We start from the raw sequence: 16,962 nt of genomic DNA on the forward strand, positions 1-16,962 counted from the left end.
GCGACTCACAGAACGTCCGGACCGAATGAAGGGGGCGGCTCAGAACCTGATGGCCGAGGCCGCCCGGCAGACCACCGGCTACAGGTTCGCCTCCACCGAAGACCGGGAAGCGATCGTCGGCCTCGTGGTCGACGCCGCCGAGTCCGTGTCGCTGCGGCTGACCCCGCCCGAGCTCGCTTCGAGCCCCGCGGCGTTCCGCCGCCCGGATGGCACATCAGTGTTCCGGCCGAAGCACTCGGCCGTGTTCTCCTCCGAGGTTCTGCTGGCGGCCGAAGACCGCCTCCTCGAGCGCGCCCGCACCACTACCGGCCCGACCGTGCCGTTGGCGACGGTAGAGCGGATCACGGCCCGGCCCGACCGGGAGGGCCGCACCCTCGGCCCGGACCAGGCGGACGCGTTGGCGAGGATCGCGCTGTCAGGCCGGATGATCGACGTGCTCGTAGGGCCGGCCGGGGCTGGGAAGACGACGGCGATGAACGCGCTGCGCCGAGCGTGGGAGCACGAGCACGGCCGAGGCTCTGTCGTCGGCCTCGCTCCGTCCGCGGTCGCGGCGCACGTCCTCGCCGACGACCTCGGGATTGCCGCCGAGAACACGGCGAAGTGGCTGGACACCCACGACCGCACCGGGGCCACGTTCCGCCGGGGGCAGCTCGTCATCGTCGATGAGGCGTCGATGGCCGGCACCCTCGCCCTCGACCGCATCACCGCCCTCGCCACCGCGGCCGGGGCGAAGACGTTGGTCGTCGGGGACTACGCTCAGCTCCAGTTGCCGACCGCGGCCGGCGCCTACGCGATGCTCGTCCACGACCGGGATGACGCCCCCGAGCTCACCGCCGTGCACCGCCTCGCCCACGCCTGGGAGAAGACTGCCTCCCTCGGCCTGCGCCACGGCGACACCAGCGTCATCAACGCCTACGCGGACCACGGCCGCATCGCCGAAGGCGACAGCGAGGCGATGGTCGAAGTCGCCTACCGGGCGTGGCGCGCCGACACGCTGGCCGGGCGGGCGGCGGTGCTCGTGGCCGACTCCAACGAAGCCGTGCTCGCCCTCAACCGGCGAGCCCGCGCCGAGCTGATCCTTGACGGCATCGTGAACGCCCTCCGCGAAGTCGAACTGCACGACGGCACCCGCGCCGCCGCCGGGGACACCGTCATCACCCGACACAACGACCGGCGCCTGCGCTCCGGGCGTGGCTGGGTCAGCAACAGCAACAGGTGGACGGTCACCGACGTCCGCGACGACGACTCCCTCGCCCTCCGCCGTGCTGGCCGGAAGCGAGGTGGCTCCGTCGTGATCCCGGCCGACTACGCGGCCGAGCATCTGGAGCTCGGCTACGCCGTCACGTCGCATTTTCGGAGAAGTATGAACGGTCTGGACGCCTGGGGGTCAAGAGGTCGTGGGTTCAAATCCCGCTAGCCCGACCACGTCGACGAAGCCGGAGTTCAGCAGTTCGGGGCTCCGGCTTCGTCGTACCCGGCGCGGAGCAGCCTGGTCCGCCACTCTCCGTCGGTCGGGCGGGGCGGTTCAGGACGCGAACAGCACGTGCGTGTCCGGCACGACGGCCCGGCCGCCGAGGGCCCTGAGTTCCAGCAGGCAGGCCGCGCCCACCACCTCCGCACCCCGTGCCTCGATGAGCCGTCGGCCGGCGGCGAGGGTGCCGCCCGTGGCGAGGACGTCGTCGAGCAGGAGCACCCGTGACCCGGCCCGCAGGTCCTCGGAGACCTCGATGCTCGCGGTCCCGTACTCCAGCGTGTAGTCCGCGCGGGCTGCGGGCGCCGGGAGGCGCCCGGCCTTGCGCAGCGGCACGAGGCCGGTGCCTGTCAGGACGGCGGCCGCCCCGGCGAGCAGGAACCCGCGGGCCTCGAGGCCGGCCACGAGGTCGAACCGCCCCTCGAACGGCGCCACCAGGGCCTCAACACACTCCCTCAGGGCGCGGGCGTCGGCGAGCAGGGGCGTGATGTCCTGGAAGGCCACGCCCGGGCTGGGATGGTCGGGGACCACACGGATGAGCGAGCGGGCACGGGCGATCTCGGAGGTGACGGACACGGCCTCCACTCTAGGACGTACGCCGCCCGGGCCGCGGATGTGATCGGCGTCATCGGGCGGGGAGTTTGCTCTGGCTCCCTCAGGGGAGGACAGTAGATCGGTGGAAAATCCCCAGAATCCTCTCGCGGGCCGCGTGCCCGACGTCGAGCCGTCCGCCCGCGTGGCGGCGTCGACGGCCACCCGTCCCGACGACGCCACCCCCGACTGGCGCGGCCGCCCGTTCCTCGGCCAGCCCGGCCCGCTGGCGAACCTGTTCTCCGTGGAGCTGTGGGAGCGCTTCTCCTTCTACGGCATGCAGGCGATGCTCGTGTACTACATGTCCTGGACCGCCGCGGAGGGCGGCCTCGGGATCGACCCGGCCGTGGCCACGGGCATCGTCGGCGCCTACGGCGGCATGGTGTACGTGTTCTGCATCCTCGGCGGCTGGGTCGCCGACCGCCTGCTCGGTTCCGAGCGCACCATGTTCGTCAGCGCCGTCGGGATCATGTTGGGCCACATCGCGCTGGCCCTCGTCCCGGGCGTCCCGGGCCTGACCCTGGGCCTCGTGCTCGTCGCCGTCGGTTCGGGCGGCCTCAAGGCCAACGCCACGAACCTCGTCGGCTCCCTGTACTCCCGCGAGGACCCCAAGCGCGATGCCGGCTTCTCCATCTTCTACATGGGCGTGAACATCGGCGCCCTCTTCGGCCCGCTGCTCACCGGCCTGGCACGCGACACGATGGGCTTCCACGTGGGCTTCGGCCTCGCCGCCGCCGGCATGGCCATCGGCCTGACGCAGTACGCCCTGACCCGCAAGAACCTGCCCACGGACGTGCACCGGGTCCCGGATCCGCTGCCGCGGTCGCAGTACGGCCGCTGGGGCCTGATCGGCCTGGGGATGGTCGCCGTCGTCGTGGCCCTGTTCCTCACGGACGTCATCACCCTGGACAACCTCTCCGACGCCGTCGTCGTGCTCGCCGCCGTCGCGGCCATCGCGATCTTCGCGGTCCTGCTGACCTCGACGAAGGTCTCGGAGGAGGAGCGCTCGCGCGTGAAGGCGTTCATCCCGCTGTTCATCGGCACGTCCGTGTTCTTCGCCCTCTTCCAGCAGCAGTTCACCGTGATCGCGCTGTACTCCGAGCACCGCCTCGACCGGAACCTGTTCGGCTGGCTCATGCCCATGGAGTGGGTCAACTCCATCAACCCGATCTTCATCATCGTGTTCGCCCCGGTGTTCGCCGCGCTGTGGACCAAGCTGGGCGCCCGCCAGCCCGCCACCCCGGTGAAGTTCGGCATCGGCATCGTCCTGATCGGCATCGCCTTCCTGCTGTTCATCCCGGTGGCCGACGTCGTCGCCGTGCCGCTGCTGTGGCTGACGCTGATCCTCTTCGTCTGCACCATGGGCGAGCTGCTCGTCTCCCCGGTGGGCCTCTCCCTGGCCACCAAGGTCGCCCCGCGCAGCTACCCGGTGATGATGGTGTCGCTGTACAACCTGTCCGTCGCCCTGGGCACGGCCCTGGCAGGCTCCCTGGCCGGCTCCTACTCGGAGCAGAACGAGGTGGGCTACTTCGGCATGATCGGTGCGGTCACCCTGGGCGTGGGCCTGCTCGTGCTGGCCATCGCCAAGCCGGTGCGTCGCGGCATGCGCGGCGTGCTCTGAGCGCGCCAGTGGCGCGAATCACGCGCCGCTCGGTAGTCTGCGAGACGACGTCATCACTCCCGACCACACAAAGGACGCGCACTCCATGAGCTCCATCCCCGAAGGCCTGAAGTACTCCGCCGAGCACGAGTGGATCGCCGAGGCCGGTGCCGCCGGCACGGTCCGCGTGGGCATCACCGACTTCGCCCAGGATGCGCTGGGTGACGTCGTCTACGTGGACCTGCCGGAGGTCGGCACCGAGGTCACCGCGGGCACCGCGGTGGGCGAGGTCGAGTCCACGAAGTCCGTCTCGGACATCTACGCCCCGGTCTCCGGCACCGTGGCCGCCGTCAACGACGAGCTCGACGGCGAGCCCGGCCTGGTCAACTCTGCCCCCTACGAGGGCGGCTGGCTGTTCGAGATCACCCTCGCGGACGAGGCCCAGCTCGAGGGCCTCATGGACGCCGAGGGCTACGCCTCGCACACCAGCTGAGCCCCGTCCGCCGTCGCCCCGTCGCTGGCCGGCGGGGCGACGGCGTCCCCTTCGTCTCTCCATCCGGCGCCGCGGCGCCGGCCCCCGCACAGGAGCACCCCATGAACCAGCCCGGACGTGAACCGGACCTGTCCACCTCCGCCATCAACCTCACCGAGCTGGCGCCGCTGGTCTCGGCGGACCTCACCCGCGAGGAGTCGGACGCGATCCGCGCCCTCCCGGCCGGTTCCGCGCTGCTGCTCGCCCACGAGGGCCCGGACCAGTCCGCCCGCTTCCTGCTGGACGAGGACGTGGTCTCCGTGGGGCGCCACCCGGACGCGGACATCTTCCTCGACGACGTCACGGTCTCCCGTCGTCACGCGGAGTTCCGGGCCGAGGACGGCGGCCATCGGCTCGTGGACCTGAACTCCCTCAACGGCACCTTCGTGAACCACGACCGCGTGGACGAGATCCTGCTGCGCTCCGGGATGCACGTGCAGATCGGCAAATACCGGCTCACGTACTACGCCGCACCGGCGCGGGGCTGAGCCGTCATCCCCGTGACCGATCCGCGCCCGCGACCCGACGCCGTCCCCGCCGCCCGCCCTGCGGGCCGGCTGGGCATCGGCGAGGTCGTGGCCGCCCTCGAAGCCGAATTCCCCGGCGTCACCGCGTCCAAGGTGCGCTTCCTGGAGGAGCGTGGCCTCGTCCTGCCCGAGCGGACTCCCGCCGGCTACCGGCGCTTCCGGCCCGGGGACGTGGACCGGCTCCGGTTCGTCCTCGCCCTGCAGCGCGACCACTTCCTGCCGCTCAAGGTCATCGCCGACCACCTGGCCGCGCTGGACCGCGGCGAACGCCCCACCGGCCTGCCCGGAACCGCGGCGGTCCCGGCGTCCTCGGACGCGGAGCGGCTCGGCCGCGAGGTCGCCGGGGGTCGCCGGTCGTGGACCCGCGCCGAGCTCGCCGCCGAATCCGGTGCGGGCGAGGAGCTGCTGGCCGAGCTGGATCAGTACTCGCTCCTGCCCGTCGATCCCGACGGCGGCTACCCGAGCCACGCGATGGACGTGGCCCGGGCCGCCGTCGTGCTCGCGGGCCACGGCCTGGAGCCCCGGCACCTCCGCCCGCTGCGGGCCGCGGCCGACCGCGAACTGGGCCTGGTGGAGCGCGCCGTCGCCCCGCTGCAGGCCCGCCGCGACGCCGGCACCCGCCCCCGCGTGGCCCGCTCGGCACGCGAGATCGCGCAGGCCAGCCTGCGGCTGCATGCGGCCCTCGTGGCCGTGGGACTGGAGCAGTGGGATGACTGAGCCGCGCCCCGTGCCCGCCGCCGACGCCGGCGACGTGCCGCTCTCCGTGCTCGGCGTGCGTGTCGAGCTGCCCGAACAGCACCACGTGATCCTGCTGGTGGATCCGCCCGGCCGCACGATGGTCCCGCTGTGGGTGGGCGCGCCCGAGGCCGCCGCCGCCGCGCTCGCGCTCGAGGGCGTCCGCGCGCCCCGGCCCCTCACCCATGAGCTGCTCCTGGCCGCCGTCGACGCCCTGGGCGCCGAGGTCGTGCGGGTGCGCCTCACCGAGGTCCGGGACGAGGTCGTGCACGCCGAGCTCGTGCTCTCCACGGGCGCCCGGGTCGACGCCCGCGCGTCGGACGCCGTCGTGGTCGCCCTGCGCGCCGACGCCCCCGTGCTCGGCAGCCCCGCCGTGCTCGCGGACGCCGGCATGCCGGCGCGGACGGGGGAGGAGGACGCCGGCCAGGAGCGCGCCGTCGAGGACTTCCGCGACTTCCTGGACACGGTGCGCCCCGAGGACTTCGCCTGAGCGGAGCCGGCGCGACACGGCGCGGTCTCGCCGCCGGCTTCGTTGACCGTCCCCGGACCCGCGCGTACCTTCGAGGGGAAGAGGGCCCCGCCACCCGGAGCGCCTCCGTCGCCCTCCCCACGGTCACCGGGGAGCGCCGCCACGGTCACCGGCGGCACACGACGGTCGCGTCCCCCTCCCCGCACCGGGGGCCCCGCACCAGGAGGTTCCCCGTGACACCCACTGCAGGTCCTGGCCGGCCCCCCGCGCTCGGCGCCCAGGGCACGCTCTTCGACGAGGGCAGGACCCAGGGCGACGACGTCGGCTTCCGCGGTCCCACCGCGTGCAAGGCCGCCGGCATCACCTATCGCCAGCTCGACTACTGGGCCCGCACGGATCTCGTGGCCCCCACGGTCCGCAGCGCCTCCGGCTCCGGCTCCCAGCGGCTGTACTCGTTCCGCGACATCCTCGTCCTCAAGGTGGTCAAGCGCCTCCTGGACACCGGCGTCTCGCTCCAGCAGATCCGCACCGCCGTGGGCCACCTGCGCGAGCGGGGTGTCGAGGACCTGGCGCAGATCACCCTGATGAGCGACGGCGCCTCGGTGTACGAGTGCACCTCGGCAGACGAGGTCGTGGACCTCGTCCAGGGCGGCCAGGGCGTCTTCGGGATCGCCGTCGGCCGCGTGTGGCGCGAGGTCGAGGGCAGCCTCGCCGAGCTGCCGCGCGAGAGCGTGGTGGGCGCCCCCGAGCCGGGGGACGAGCTGGCCGGGCGGCGTCGGGCCCGCCGCTCCGCCTGACCCTCCACCGCGGGCGCCCCGGAGGGCCGAGCCAGTCATCTTTCGTCTCGCAACGGTGACTGTGCGCGACATGAGGCGGAACTCCGGCGCGGTGTGACACACTGCCAACCATGACCGCACCTGTCGAGAACTTCACCCCTCCAGAGGACGCGGCCGGGTCGACCGGAGCCGGCGCCGTCTTCTCCAAGGTCTTGGTGGCCAACCGCGGCGAGATCGCCGTCCGCGCCTTCCGCGCCTGCTACGAGCTGGGCGCCCGCACCGTCGCCGTCTTCCCCTACGAGGACCGCAATTCGATCCACCGCCAGAAGGCGGACGAGGCCTACCGCATCGGCGACGAGGGCCACCCCGTGCGCGCCTACCTCGACGTGGACGAGATCATCCGCGTGGCCAAGGACGCCGGGGCCGACGCGATCTACCCGGGCTACGGCTTCCTGTCGGAGAACGCCGGCCTGGCCCGCGCCGCGGCCGAGAACGGGATCACCTTCGTCGGCCCGCCCGCCGACGTCCTCGAGCTGACCGGCAACAAGGTCGAGGCCCTGCGCGCGGCCAAGCGCGCGGGCATCCCCACCCTGGCCTCCTCGGACCCGAGCGCCGACGTCGAGTGGCTCCTGGAGCAGGCCGAGGAGATCGGCTTCCCCATCTTCGTCAAGGCCGTCGCCGGCGGCGGCGGCCGCGGCATGCGCCGCGTCGAGCGCCGCGAGGACCTGCGCGGCTCCCTCGAGGCCGCGATGCGCGAGGCGGACACCGCCTTCGGCGACCCCACCGTGTTCCTCGAGCAGGCCGTCCTGCGGCCGCGGCACATCGAGGTCCAGATCCTCGCCGACGGCGAGGGCAACGTCGTGCACCTCTTCGAGCGGGACTGCTCGCTCCAGCGCCGCCACCAGAAGGTCATCGAGATGGCCCCGGCCCCGAACCTGGACGAGGAGATCCGGCAGGCCCTGCACCGGGACGCCGTCGCCTTCGCCAAGGAGATGGGGTACGTCAACGCGGGCACCGTCGAGTTCCTCGTGGACACGGCGGGCGAGCGTGCGGGCCAGCACGTGTTCATCGAGATGAACCCCCGCATCCAGGTGGAGCACACCGTGACTGAGGAGGTCACGGACGTGGACCTGGTGAGCGCGCAGCTGCGCATCGCCGCCGGCGCCACCCTGCCCGAGCTGGGCATCACCCAGGACGCCCTCCAGGTCCGCGGCTTCGCCATCCAGTGCCGCATCACCACCGAGGACCCGGCCAACGGCTTCCGCCCGGACACCGGCACCATCACCGCCTACCGCTCGGCCGGCGGCTCCGGTGTGCGCCTCGACGGCGGCACCATCTACGCCGGTGCGGAGATCAGCCCCCACTTCGACTCCATGCTGGTCAAGCTCACCTGCCGCGGACGCGACTACGCCACGGCGGTGCGCCGCGTGCGCCGCGCCCTGGCAGAGTTCCGCGTGCGCGGCGTGGCCACCAACATCCCGTTCCTGATGAACGTGATGGACGACCCGCAGTTCCTCAGCGGCGACGTCGCCACGGACTTCATCGACAAGCACCCCGAGCTGGCCACGGTGAACCGCTCCCAGGACCGCGGATCCAAGGCCCTGCAGTATCTCGTGGACGTCACCGTCAACCAGCCGCACGGCCCGCGCGTCGAGGGCATCGACCCTCGCGACCGCCTCCCCGAGCACCCGGGCGACAAGCACCAGGAGCCGGACCGCTCGCCCTTCGACGGCCCGAGCCGGAACGAGGACGCGGTGCCCCCGCGCGGCTGGCGTCAGGTGCTGCTGGAGCAGGGCCCCGAGGGCTTCGCCCGCACCCTGCGTGAGCAGACCGCGCTGGCCGTCACGGACACCACGTTCCGCGACGCCCACCAGTCCCTGCTGGCCACCCGCGTCCGCACGCGCGACCTGCTGGCCGCCGCCCCCGCCGTCGCGCACACCCTGCCGGGGCTGCTCTCCGTGGAGGCCTGGGGCGGGGCGACGTACGACGTCGCGCTGCGCTTCCTCCACGAGGACCCGTGGCAGCGCCTCGAGCTGCTGCGCGCGGAGCTGCCGAACATCCCGATCCAGATGCTGCTGCGCGGCCGCAACACGGTGGGCTACACGCCGTACCCCACCGAGGTGACGGACGCGTTCGTGGCCGAGGCCGCGGCGTCCGGCGTCGACGTGTTCCGCATCTTCGACGCCCTCAACGACGTCGAGCAGATCACCCCGGCCATCGAGGCGGTGCGTGCCACGGGCACCGCCGTGGCCGAGGCGGCCCTGTGCTACACGGGCAACATGACGGACCCGAAGGAGACGCTCTACACGCTCGACTACTACCTGGGCCTCGCCCGCCGGATGGTCGACGCCGGCGCCCACGTCCTGGCGATCAAGGACATGGCGGGCCTGCTGCGGCCCGCGGCCGCGCGCGAGCTCGTCACCGCCCTGCGCGCCGAGTTCGACCTGCCCGTGCACCTGCACACGCACGACACCGCCGGCGGCCAGCTGGCCACCCTGCTCGCGGCGGCGGAGGCCGGCGTGGACGCCGTCGACGCGGCCACCGCGTCCATGGCGGGCACCACCAGCCAGGTGCCGCTGTCCGCCCTGGTCGCGGCGCTCGAGCACACCGAGCGGGACACCGGTCTCGGCCTCGAGGCCGCCACCGCGATGGAGCCCTACTGGGAGTCCGTCCGCTCGGCGTACGCGCCCTTCGAGGCGGGGCTGCCCGCCCCGACCGGCCGCGTGTACCACCACGAGATCCCGGGCGGCCAGCTGTCCAACCTGCGCACGCAGGCGATCGCGCTCGGCCTGGGGGAGCGGTTCGAGGCCATCGAGTCGATGTACGCCGCGGCCGACGACCTGCTCGGCCACCTCGTCAAGGTCACCCCGTCCTCCAAGGTGGTGGGCGATCTGGCGCTGCAGCTGGTCGGCTCCGGCGTGGACCCGAAGGAGTTCGCGGAGCGTCCGCAGGAGTTCGACATCCCGGACTCCGTGATCGGCTTCCTGCGCGGCGAGCTCGGCGACCCGCCCGGCGGCTGGCCGGAGCCCTTCCGGACCAAGGCCCTCCAGGGTCGCCGCGAGGGCGCGGGCATGGTGGAGATCTCCGCGGAGGACTCGAGCGCCCTCGCCGAGGCCGGACAGACCCGCCGCGCGGTGCTGAACCGCCTGCTCTTCCCCGGCCCCACGAAGGAGTTCGAGGCGCACCGCGAGGAGTTCGGGGACACCGTCACCCTGCACACCCGCGACTTCCTCTACGGCCTCGTCCCCGGGCGTGAGCACGTCATCTCGCTCGGACGCGGTGTCCGGCTGCTCGCCACCCTCATGTCCGTCTCCGAGCCGGACGAGAAGGGCATGCGCACGGTGATGGTCACCCTGAACGGCCAGCTGCGCCAGATGACCGTCCGGGACCGCTCGATCGAGTCCACCGTGCGGACCGCGGAGAAGGCGGACCCCGGCACCCCCGGCCACGTCGCCGCCCCGTTCGCGGGCTCGGTCACCGTCCAGGTGGCCGAGGGCGACGCCGTCGAGGTCGGCCAGGCGGTGGCCACGATCGAGGCGATGAAGATGGAGGCCACGATCACGGCCCAGGCCGCGGGCACCGTGCGCCGCGTGGTCACGGAGGGCGTCACGCCCGTCAACGGCGGAGACCTGCTGCTCGTGATCGAGTGAGCCCCGCGTGAGCCCGCCGCCGGCGGGCCGCCCCACGGGCCCGGACGCCACCGCGTCCGGGCCCGTGCCTATCCTGGGAGGCATGGCCACCTCTGCGGAACACCACGACCTGCTCATCATCGGCTCCGGATCGGGGAACTCCCTGATCAGCGAACACTGGAAGGGCCGGAGCGTCGTGATCGCCGACTCCGGCACGTTCGGCGGCACCTGCCTGAACGTCGGCTGCATCCCCACCAAGATGTACGCCTACCCGGCCGGCCTGGCCGCGCTGCCCCCCGAGGCCCGGAGCCTCGGGGTGGGGCTGGAGTTCACGGGCGCCGACTTCCCGGCCATCCGGGACCGCATCTTCACGCGCATCGACGGCATCAGCCGGGACGGGCTGCGCTACCGCCGGGACGATCTGGACTACACGAGCGTGATCCAGGAGGAGGTGCGCTTCGTCGGTCCCCGCCGCGTGCGCACCGCCTCGGGCCGGGAGATCACGGCGGACCAGGTGGTGGTCGCCGCGGGGTCGCGGCCCACCCTCCCGGAGATCCCGGGCCTGGACCTGCCGTCGGTGCACACCTCGGACACCGTGATGCGACTGGATCGGTTGCCGCGGCGGCTGCTCGTGGTGGGCGGCGGGTTCATCGCCTGCGAGTTCGCCTCCGTCTTCGCCGGGCTGGGGACCGAGGTCGTCCAGGTCAACCGCGGCCACCGGCTGCTCAAGCAGCACGACATGTCCGTGTCCACGACGTTCACGAAGATCGCTGCCCGACGGTGGGACCTGCGCACGGGGTGGACCCCGGCCGGGATCGAACCGGTCGAGGACGCCGAGCGGGCCGCGGACGGCTGGGTCCGGGTGCGCCTGGATCGCGCGGAGGGCCAGGAGCAGACCGGCATCGTGGAGGAGGCCATCGAGGCGGACACGGTGCTGATCGCGGTCGGCCGGACGCCGAACACGGACCGCCTCGACCCCGCCGCCGCGGGACTGGACGTCACCGACGACGGCGTCCTGGCCAGCGACGAGCATCAGCGCGCACTCTCCGACGGTGCTCCGGTGGAGGGGGTCTACGTGCTCGGGGACGTCGCCAACACGTGGCAGCTCAAGCACGTAGCCAATCACGAGGCCCGCGTCGTCGCGCACAACCTGGAGCATCCGGACGATCTCCGCGCCAACACGCTCGGCCCCGTGCCGGCGGCCGTGTTCACCCATCCGCAGGTGGCCTCCGTCGGTCTCACGGTGGAGCAGGCGCTCGCCGACTACGGCGCGGACGCGATCACGGTGAAGACCCAGTCCTTCGGGGACGTCGCCTACGGCTGGGCCATGGAGGACACCGAGGGCGTGTGCACCGTCGTCGCGGAGAAGGCCACGGGACGGATCCTGGGCGGGCACATCCTGGGGCACGAGGCCGCGAACCTCATCCAGCCGCTCGTGACCGGCATGGCGTTCGGCATCGACGCCCACCGGCTCGCGCGGGGCCAGTACTGGCCCCACCCGGCCCTCACCGAGGTCGTCGAGAACGCGCTGCTGGGCCTGGACGTGCCGGACTCCGGTCTGCTCTGACCGGAACCGCGGGGACGACGACGCCCGGCCGCGGGGCCGGGCGCCGTCGTCGAGGGGGCGTTCAGTTGTGCGGGGCGGGCTCCCCGTAGATGTCCGCGATCTGCGCGGCGAAGTCCTTCATGATCGCCGACCGGCGCATCTTCAGGGACGGGGTCACATGGCCCTCCTCCAGGGAGAAGTCGCGGTCGAGGATGCGGAACTCCCGGATCCCCTCGGCGCGCGAGACCAGGCTGTTGGCCTTGTCCACGGCCTCCTGGATGTGGCGGCGCACCGCGTCCTCGCGTGCGGCCGCAGCGACGTCGAGGTCCTTCGGCAGCCCGTTCGCGGCGAGCCACGCGGGCAGGGTGTCGGTGTCGAGGGTGACGATCGCCGCGATGAAGGGCTTGCCGTCGCCGACCACCATCACCTGGGAGACGAGCGCGTCGCTGCGGATCGCGTCCTCGAGCATCGCCGGTGCCACGTTCTTGCCGCCGGCCGTCACCAGCAGCTCCTTCTTGCGGCCGGTGATCGTGAGGAAGCCGTCGTCGTCCAGGGCCCCGAGGTCGCCGGTGCGGAACCAGCCGTCCTCGAAGGCCTCCTCGTTCGCCTCCGGCCGGTTGTGGTAGCCGCGCATCAGCGAGGTGCCGCGCGTGAGGATCTCGCCGTCCTCGGCGATCCGCACCTGGTTGCCGCCGAGGGGGTGTCCGACCGTGCCGATCTTCAGCCGGTCCGGCCGGCCCACGGTGATGGGGGCCGTCGTCTCGGTGAGGCCGTAGCCCTCGAGGATGGTCACGCCCACGCCGCGGAAGAAGTGCGCCAGGTCGGTGGAGAGGGGGCCGCCGCCGGAGACCGCGTACGCGAGCCGGCCGCCCATGGCCGTCCGGATCCGGCGGTAGATCAGCGCGGAGTAGAACGCGCGCTGCAGCCGCAGGGGCGCCGTCATCTGGCCCGAGTCCAGCGCCCGGGACCAGCGGATCGCCACGTCCGCGCCACGGCGGAAGATCTTCTCCTTGCCGCCGCTCTGCGCGTTGAGCAGCGCCGCGTTGTAGATCTTCTCGAACACGCGCGGCACGGCCAGCACGAAGCTCGGCTGGAAGGTCTGCAGCGAGACCGAGAGCCGCTTGATGTCCGAGACGTGCCCGCAGCGTGCGCCCGCGGCGACGGTGAGCACCGAGACGAAGCGCGCGAACACGTGCGCCAGGGGGATGAACAGCACGGTGGAGGTGTCCTGGCGGACGACGTCGCCGAGCGAGGAGGACAGGGTCTGGTTGACGAGCTCCGCGAAGTTCTCGTGCGTGAGCTCGCAGCCCTTGGGCCGGCCCGTGGTGCCGGAGGTGTAGATGATGGTCGCCAGGTCGGCCAGGCCGGCGGAGGACCGGCGCGTCTCGAGCTCCTCATCGGTGACGTCCGTGCCCAGGGCGACGAGCGCCTCGAGACCGGAGCCGGGGGCGCCGTCGGCCGGGTCCATCGTCCACAGGCCGATCAGCTCCGGCAGGCCCTCGCGCTGCACCGCGTCCCGCACCGTCTTGGCGAGGTCCTCGTTCCCGGTCACGACGGCGCGCACGTCCGAGTCCTCGATGATCCAGGACACCTGGCTGACGGAGGAGGTCTCGTACACGGGCACGGTGACCGCGCCGGCATACCAGATGGCGAAGTCGACCAGTGTCCACTCCAGGCGGGTGGAGGCCAGGAGACCGACCGTCTCCCCGGGCTGGATCCCGGCGGCGATGAGCCCCTTGGCCAGGGCCCGCACGCGTTCGCGGGCGTCCCGGGCGGAGACGTCCGTCCACTGGTCCTGCGCGTCGGGCACCGCGAAGAGGCCGTGGTCGGGACGCTCCGTGGCCTGGCGTTCCAGGAAGTCCGTGATGTTCGCCTCCGGGGACAGGCGGGGGTGGTGGTACGGCTCGCTGATCTCGTGCATGGGACTCCTCGGGCGTCGGGTCGGTCCCGCCGACCGATGGTCGGCGGAACGGAAGTATGTGTGAGTCGTGTCACGCACACTCTACAACCGGCAGCGGCAGGGTCCGGGCGCGACTCAGTGCGTCGTCATGGCGGCGACCGCGCTCCGGCCGTGGTCGATCAGCAGCGGCAGGTCGTAGTCGAGCGTGGCGACGTGGCGGCTGCGGGGCAGTCCCACCACCTCCACGGGGGCCTGGCGCAGGCCCCGCACCAGGGTCCGGTGGCTCGAGGCGGGCACGACGGCGTCGCGGGCGGACCGGTAGACCGTCACGGGAGCGGTGATCCGCGGCAGGGCGCGGCGGGCGGCCCGCTGGATGCGGCCGAGGGCGGCGACGCCGGCCACCGGCGTGCGGGGGTAGGCGCGCTCGCGCACCGTCGGGTCCGCGATGTCGTCCGCGATCGGGGCGACCGTGGGGACGAACGGGGCCAGCAGCGGGGCGAAGGGGGCGAGCGGGCTGGCGAAGCGCAGCGAGGGGTTCACCACGAGCACCCCGGCCACGGGTCGGTGGGCGGCGGCGTCGAGCGCGAGGGCGCCGCCCATCGAGATGCCCGCCATGACCACGCGGCCGTGTCGGGCGAGCTCGAGGTCCACGACGGCCCGGACGGCGGCGCGGATCTCGTCCGCACCGGTGGCGGCGAGGTCCTCCCACCGGGTGCCGTGCCCCGGCAGCAGGGGCACGCTCACGGGGGAGCCGCCTGCCGCGAGCCCCTCGGCCCAGGCGCGGACGGAGGCCGGAGTCGAGGTGAACCCGTGCAGGAGCACGACGCAGTGGTCGCGCCGGGCGGGAGCGGCGGGCATGAGGCGCAGGGGGAGGTCTTCGGGGGCGACGGCGACGGGGCGGGGCATGGTGCCAGGGTAAGGCAGGCGGACCATACGATGGGCAGGCACCCGACCGCCCCGACCGGAAGGCCCTCGTGTCCACGTTCTACTGGTCCGCCAAGACGTTCGCCGTGGCTCCGGCCACCCGCCTGCTGTTCCGCCCCTGGGTGAAGGGCCTCGGGAACGTGCCGGCCGAGGGCCCGGCGATCCTGGCCAGCAACCACCTGTCCGTCTCGGACTCGGTGTTCATGCCGGCCATGCTCGACCGCCAGGTGCACTTCCTGGCCAAGCACGAGTACTTCACCGGCCCGGGCGTGAAGGGCTGGGTCACCCGCCGGTTCTTCGAGGCGGCGAACCAGCTGCCCATGGACCGCTCCGGCGGAGAGGCGTCCCTGCGCTCGCTGGACGCGGGCCTCGAGGCGCTGCGGGAGGGCCGGCTGCTCGGGATCTACCCGGAGGGCACCCGCAGCCCGGACGGGCGGCTGCACCGCGGCAAGATCGGCGTGGCCAAGCTCGCGCTGGCCTCGGGCGCGCCCGTGGTGCCCATCGCGATGATCGGCACGGACCGGGTGCAGCCGATCGGCCACGTGCTGCCGCGGATCCGGCGCCTGGGCATGATCTTCGGCGAGCCGCTGGACTTCTCCGACCGTGCCGAGGCCGCCGGCGACCCCCGGGTGCTGCGGGAGGTGACGGACGAGATCATGGAGGCCATCCGGCGCCTGTCGGGCCAGGAGTACGTGGACACCTACGCGGCGGACGTGAAGGCGGGCCGTACGGCCGCTCCGCCACGCGCCCGCGACTGAGCGGGGCCCGCGCGTCGTCATCCGGGGACGCTCAGACCGGGGCGCGGCACGCGGCCCCTAGCCTGGTGCACATGACTGAAGACCCCCGCGAGAAGATCCTGGCCTTCGGCACCGCCATCTCGGAGGGCGCCGCCGACATCCCCGGCCTGGACCACTGGCGCTCGCTGCCGATCGCACAGGCGCCGTCCTGGGCGGACGAGGCCGATCACCGCGCCGCCGTCGCCGAGCTGAGCGCCCTGCCCCCGCTCGTCTTCGCGGGCGAGGTCGACCTGCTGCGCGCCCGTCTGGCCGACGTCGCCCAGGGCCGCGCGTTCCTCCTGCAGGGCGGCGACTGCGCCGAGACGTTCGCCGGGTCCACCGCCAACCGGATCAGCGCCCGGGTGAAGACCATCCTGCAGATGGCCGCGGTGCTGACCTACGGCGCCTCCATGCCGGTCGTGAAGATGGGCCGGATCGCCGGCCAGTTCGCCAAGCCGCGGTCCTCGGACACGGAGACCCGCGACGGCGTCACGCTGCCCAGCTTCCGCGGCGAGATCGTGAACGGCTACGAGTTCACCGAGCAGGCACGCCGGCACGACGCCCGACGGATGGTGCAGGCCTACCACACCTCCGCCTCCACCCTGAACCTGGTCCGCGCCTTCACCCAGGGCGGCTTCGCCGATCTGCGCAGCGTGCACCAGTGGAACCAGGGCTTCATGGCCAACCCGGCCTACGCCCAGTACGAGGAGATGGCCGCCGAGATCGACCGCGCGGTCCGCTTCATGAACGCCGCGGGCGTGGACTTCGAGGCCATGCGCCGCACCGAGTTCTACTCGGCCCACGAGGCGCTCCTGCTCGACTACGAGCGCGCCCTGACCCGCGTGGACTCACGCAGCGGCGACCCCTACGCCACGAGCGCCCACTTCCTGTGGATCGGCGAGCGCACCCGCCAGGTGGATGGCGCCCACGTCGACTTCCTCTCCCGGGTCCGCAACCCGATCGGCGTGAAGCTCGGCCCGACCACCACGACCGCGGATGCCCTCGAGCTCGCGGAGCGGCTGGACCCGGAGCGCGAGCCGGGCCGCCTGACCTTCATCACCCGCATGGGCGCGGAGCGGATCCGGGACGTGCTCCCCGGCATCGTCGAGGGCGTCCGGGACGCGGGGCTGGAGCCGGTGTGGGTCACCGACCCCATGCACGGCAACACCGTGACCGCGGCCAACGGCTACAAGACCCGCCGGTTCGAGGACGTGATGGACGAGGTCAGCGGCTTCTTCGAGGTGCACCGCGAGCTCGGCACGCACCCGGGCGGCATGCACGTCGAGCTGACCGGCGACGACGTCGCCGAGTGCCTGGGCGGCTCCGACCCGATCAACGAGGCCGACTTCGACGCCCGCTACGAGACGCTGTGCGACCCGCGGCTGAACCACCAGCAGTCCCTGGAGATGGCGTTCAAGGTCACCGAGGCCCTCTCCCACCCCGAGCGCCGCGCGCCGCGGGCCTGACCGCGCGGCCGGGCACGCCC

Annotated in this window: 13 protein-coding genes and 1 pseudogene; 11 read left to right on the forward strand and 3 right to left on the reverse strand. The window is 72.9% G+C overall.

From position 1 onward, the window contains the following. Nucleotides 1-1,351: pseudogene (locus ACFI33_RS06985) on the forward strand (AAA family ATPase); the annotation flags it as partial. 174 nt (nucleotides 1,352-1,525) lie between these two features. On the opposite strand, the gene ACFI33_RS06990 reads toward ACFI33_RS06985, so the two are convergent. After that, on the reverse strand, nucleotides 1,526-2,047 hold the full coding sequence (locus ACFI33_RS06990; protein ID WP_049146961.1) for an adenine phosphoribosyltransferase: 522 nt from the start codon (nucleotides 2,045-2,047) through the stop codon (nucleotides 1,526-1,528). Between the two features lie 100 nt (nucleotides 2,048-2,147). On the opposite strand from ACFI33_RS06990, the gene ACFI33_RS06995 reads away from it, so the two are divergent. The 8 genes from ACFI33_RS06995 to ACFI33_RS07030 all read left to right on the forward strand — a co-directional run bounded on the left by ACFI33_RS06995 (nucleotide 2,148) and on the right by ACFI33_RS07030 (nucleotide 11,897). After that, nucleotides 2,148-3,683, forward strand: a complete 1,536-nt coding sequence (locus ACFI33_RS06995) for a peptide MFS transporter (RefSeq protein WP_080981706.1) — start codon at nucleotides 2,148-2,150, stop codon at nucleotides 3,681-3,683. 85 nt (nucleotides 3,684-3,768) lie between these two features. Beyond that, the gene (gcvH, locus tag ACFI33_RS07000; protein WP_002854607.1) at nucleotides 3,769-4,155 is read left to right on the forward strand and encodes a glycine cleavage system protein GcvH; all 387 of its coding nucleotides are present in this window, start codon (nucleotides 3,769-3,771) and stop codon (nucleotides 4,153-4,155) included. Nucleotides 4,156-4,256: 101 nt separating this feature from the next. Beyond that, on the forward strand, nucleotides 4,257-4,682 hold the full coding sequence (locus tag ACFI33_RS07005) for an FHA domain-containing protein (RefSeq protein ID WP_049146965.1): 426 nt from the start codon (nucleotides 4,257-4,259) through the stop codon (nucleotides 4,680-4,682). Nucleotides 4,683-4,694: 12 nt separating this feature from the next. Next, nucleotides 4,695-5,438, forward strand: a complete 744-nt coding sequence (gene ftsR / locus ACFI33_RS07010) for a transcriptional regulator FtsR (RefSeq protein ID WP_049146966.1) — start codon at nucleotides 4,695-4,697, stop codon at nucleotides 5,436-5,438. Further along, nucleotides 5,431-5,946 carry a bifunctional nuclease family protein gene (locus ACFI33_RS07015; protein ID WP_049146968.1) on the forward strand — a complete coding sequence of 172 codons (516 nt, stop codon included), beginning with the start codon at nucleotides 5,431-5,433 and terminating at the stop codon, nucleotides 5,944-5,946. The genes ftsR and ACFI33_RS07015 overlap by 8 nt, the downstream gene beginning before the upstream one ends. Nucleotides 5,947-6,158: 212 nt before the next feature. Then, entirely contained in the window at nucleotides 6,159-6,722 is a 564-nt protein-coding gene (locus ACFI33_RS07020; protein WP_012750924.1) for a MerR family transcriptional regulator, read from the forward strand. Nucleotides 6,723-6,832: 110 nt separating this feature from the next. Next, complete coding sequence (locus tag ACFI33_RS07025; protein ID WP_127445857.1) at nucleotides 6,833-10,351, forward strand: pyruvate carboxylase; 3,519 nt, start codon at nucleotides 6,833-6,835, stop codon at nucleotides 10,349-10,351. Nucleotides 10,352-10,433: 82 nt separating this feature from the next. Beyond that, the gene (locus tag ACFI33_RS07030) at nucleotides 10,434-11,897 is read left to right on the forward strand and encodes a mycothione reductase (protein ID WP_049146974.1); all 1,464 of its coding nucleotides are present in this window, start codon (nucleotides 10,434-10,436) and stop codon (nucleotides 11,895-11,897) included. Between the two features lie 61 nt (nucleotides 11,898-11,958). On the opposite strand, the gene ACFI33_RS07035 is transcribed toward ACFI33_RS07030, so the two are convergent. Then, nucleotides 11,959-13,797 carry an AMP-dependent synthetase/ligase gene (locus ACFI33_RS07035; RefSeq protein WP_127435373.1) on the reverse strand — a complete coding sequence of 613 codons (1,839 nt, stop codon included), beginning with the start codon at nucleotides 13,795-13,797 and terminating at the stop codon, nucleotides 11,959-11,961. A 114-nt stretch (nucleotides 13,798-13,911) separates the two neighbouring features. After that, nucleotides 13,912-14,682: an alpha/beta hydrolase gene (locus ACFI33_RS07040; protein ID WP_363931766.1), complete on the reverse strand. Its 771-nt coding sequence runs from the start codon at nucleotides 14,680-14,682 to the stop codon at nucleotides 13,912-13,914. 68 nt (nucleotides 14,683-14,750) lie between these two features. Between ACFI33_RS07040 and ACFI33_RS07045 the strand changes: the two genes are divergently transcribed. Both ACFI33_RS07045 and ACFI33_RS07050 read left to right on the forward strand, forming a co-directional pair. Next, complete coding sequence (locus ACFI33_RS07045) at nucleotides 14,751-15,458, forward strand: lysophospholipid acyltransferase family protein (RefSeq protein ID WP_036316678.1); 708 nt, start codon at nucleotides 14,751-14,753, stop codon at nucleotides 15,456-15,458. Between the two features lie 71 nt (nucleotides 15,459-15,529). Next, nucleotides 15,530-16,942 (forward strand): class II 3-deoxy-7-phosphoheptulonate synthase, encoded by a 1,413-nt coding sequence (locus ACFI33_RS07050; RefSeq protein ID WP_002854593.1) that lies wholly within the window; start codon nucleotides 15,530-15,532, stop codon nucleotides 16,940-16,942. Nucleotides 16,943-16,962 lie beyond the last annotated feature (20 nt).

Source organism: Micrococcus sp. PSi08, assembly GCF_054960655.1.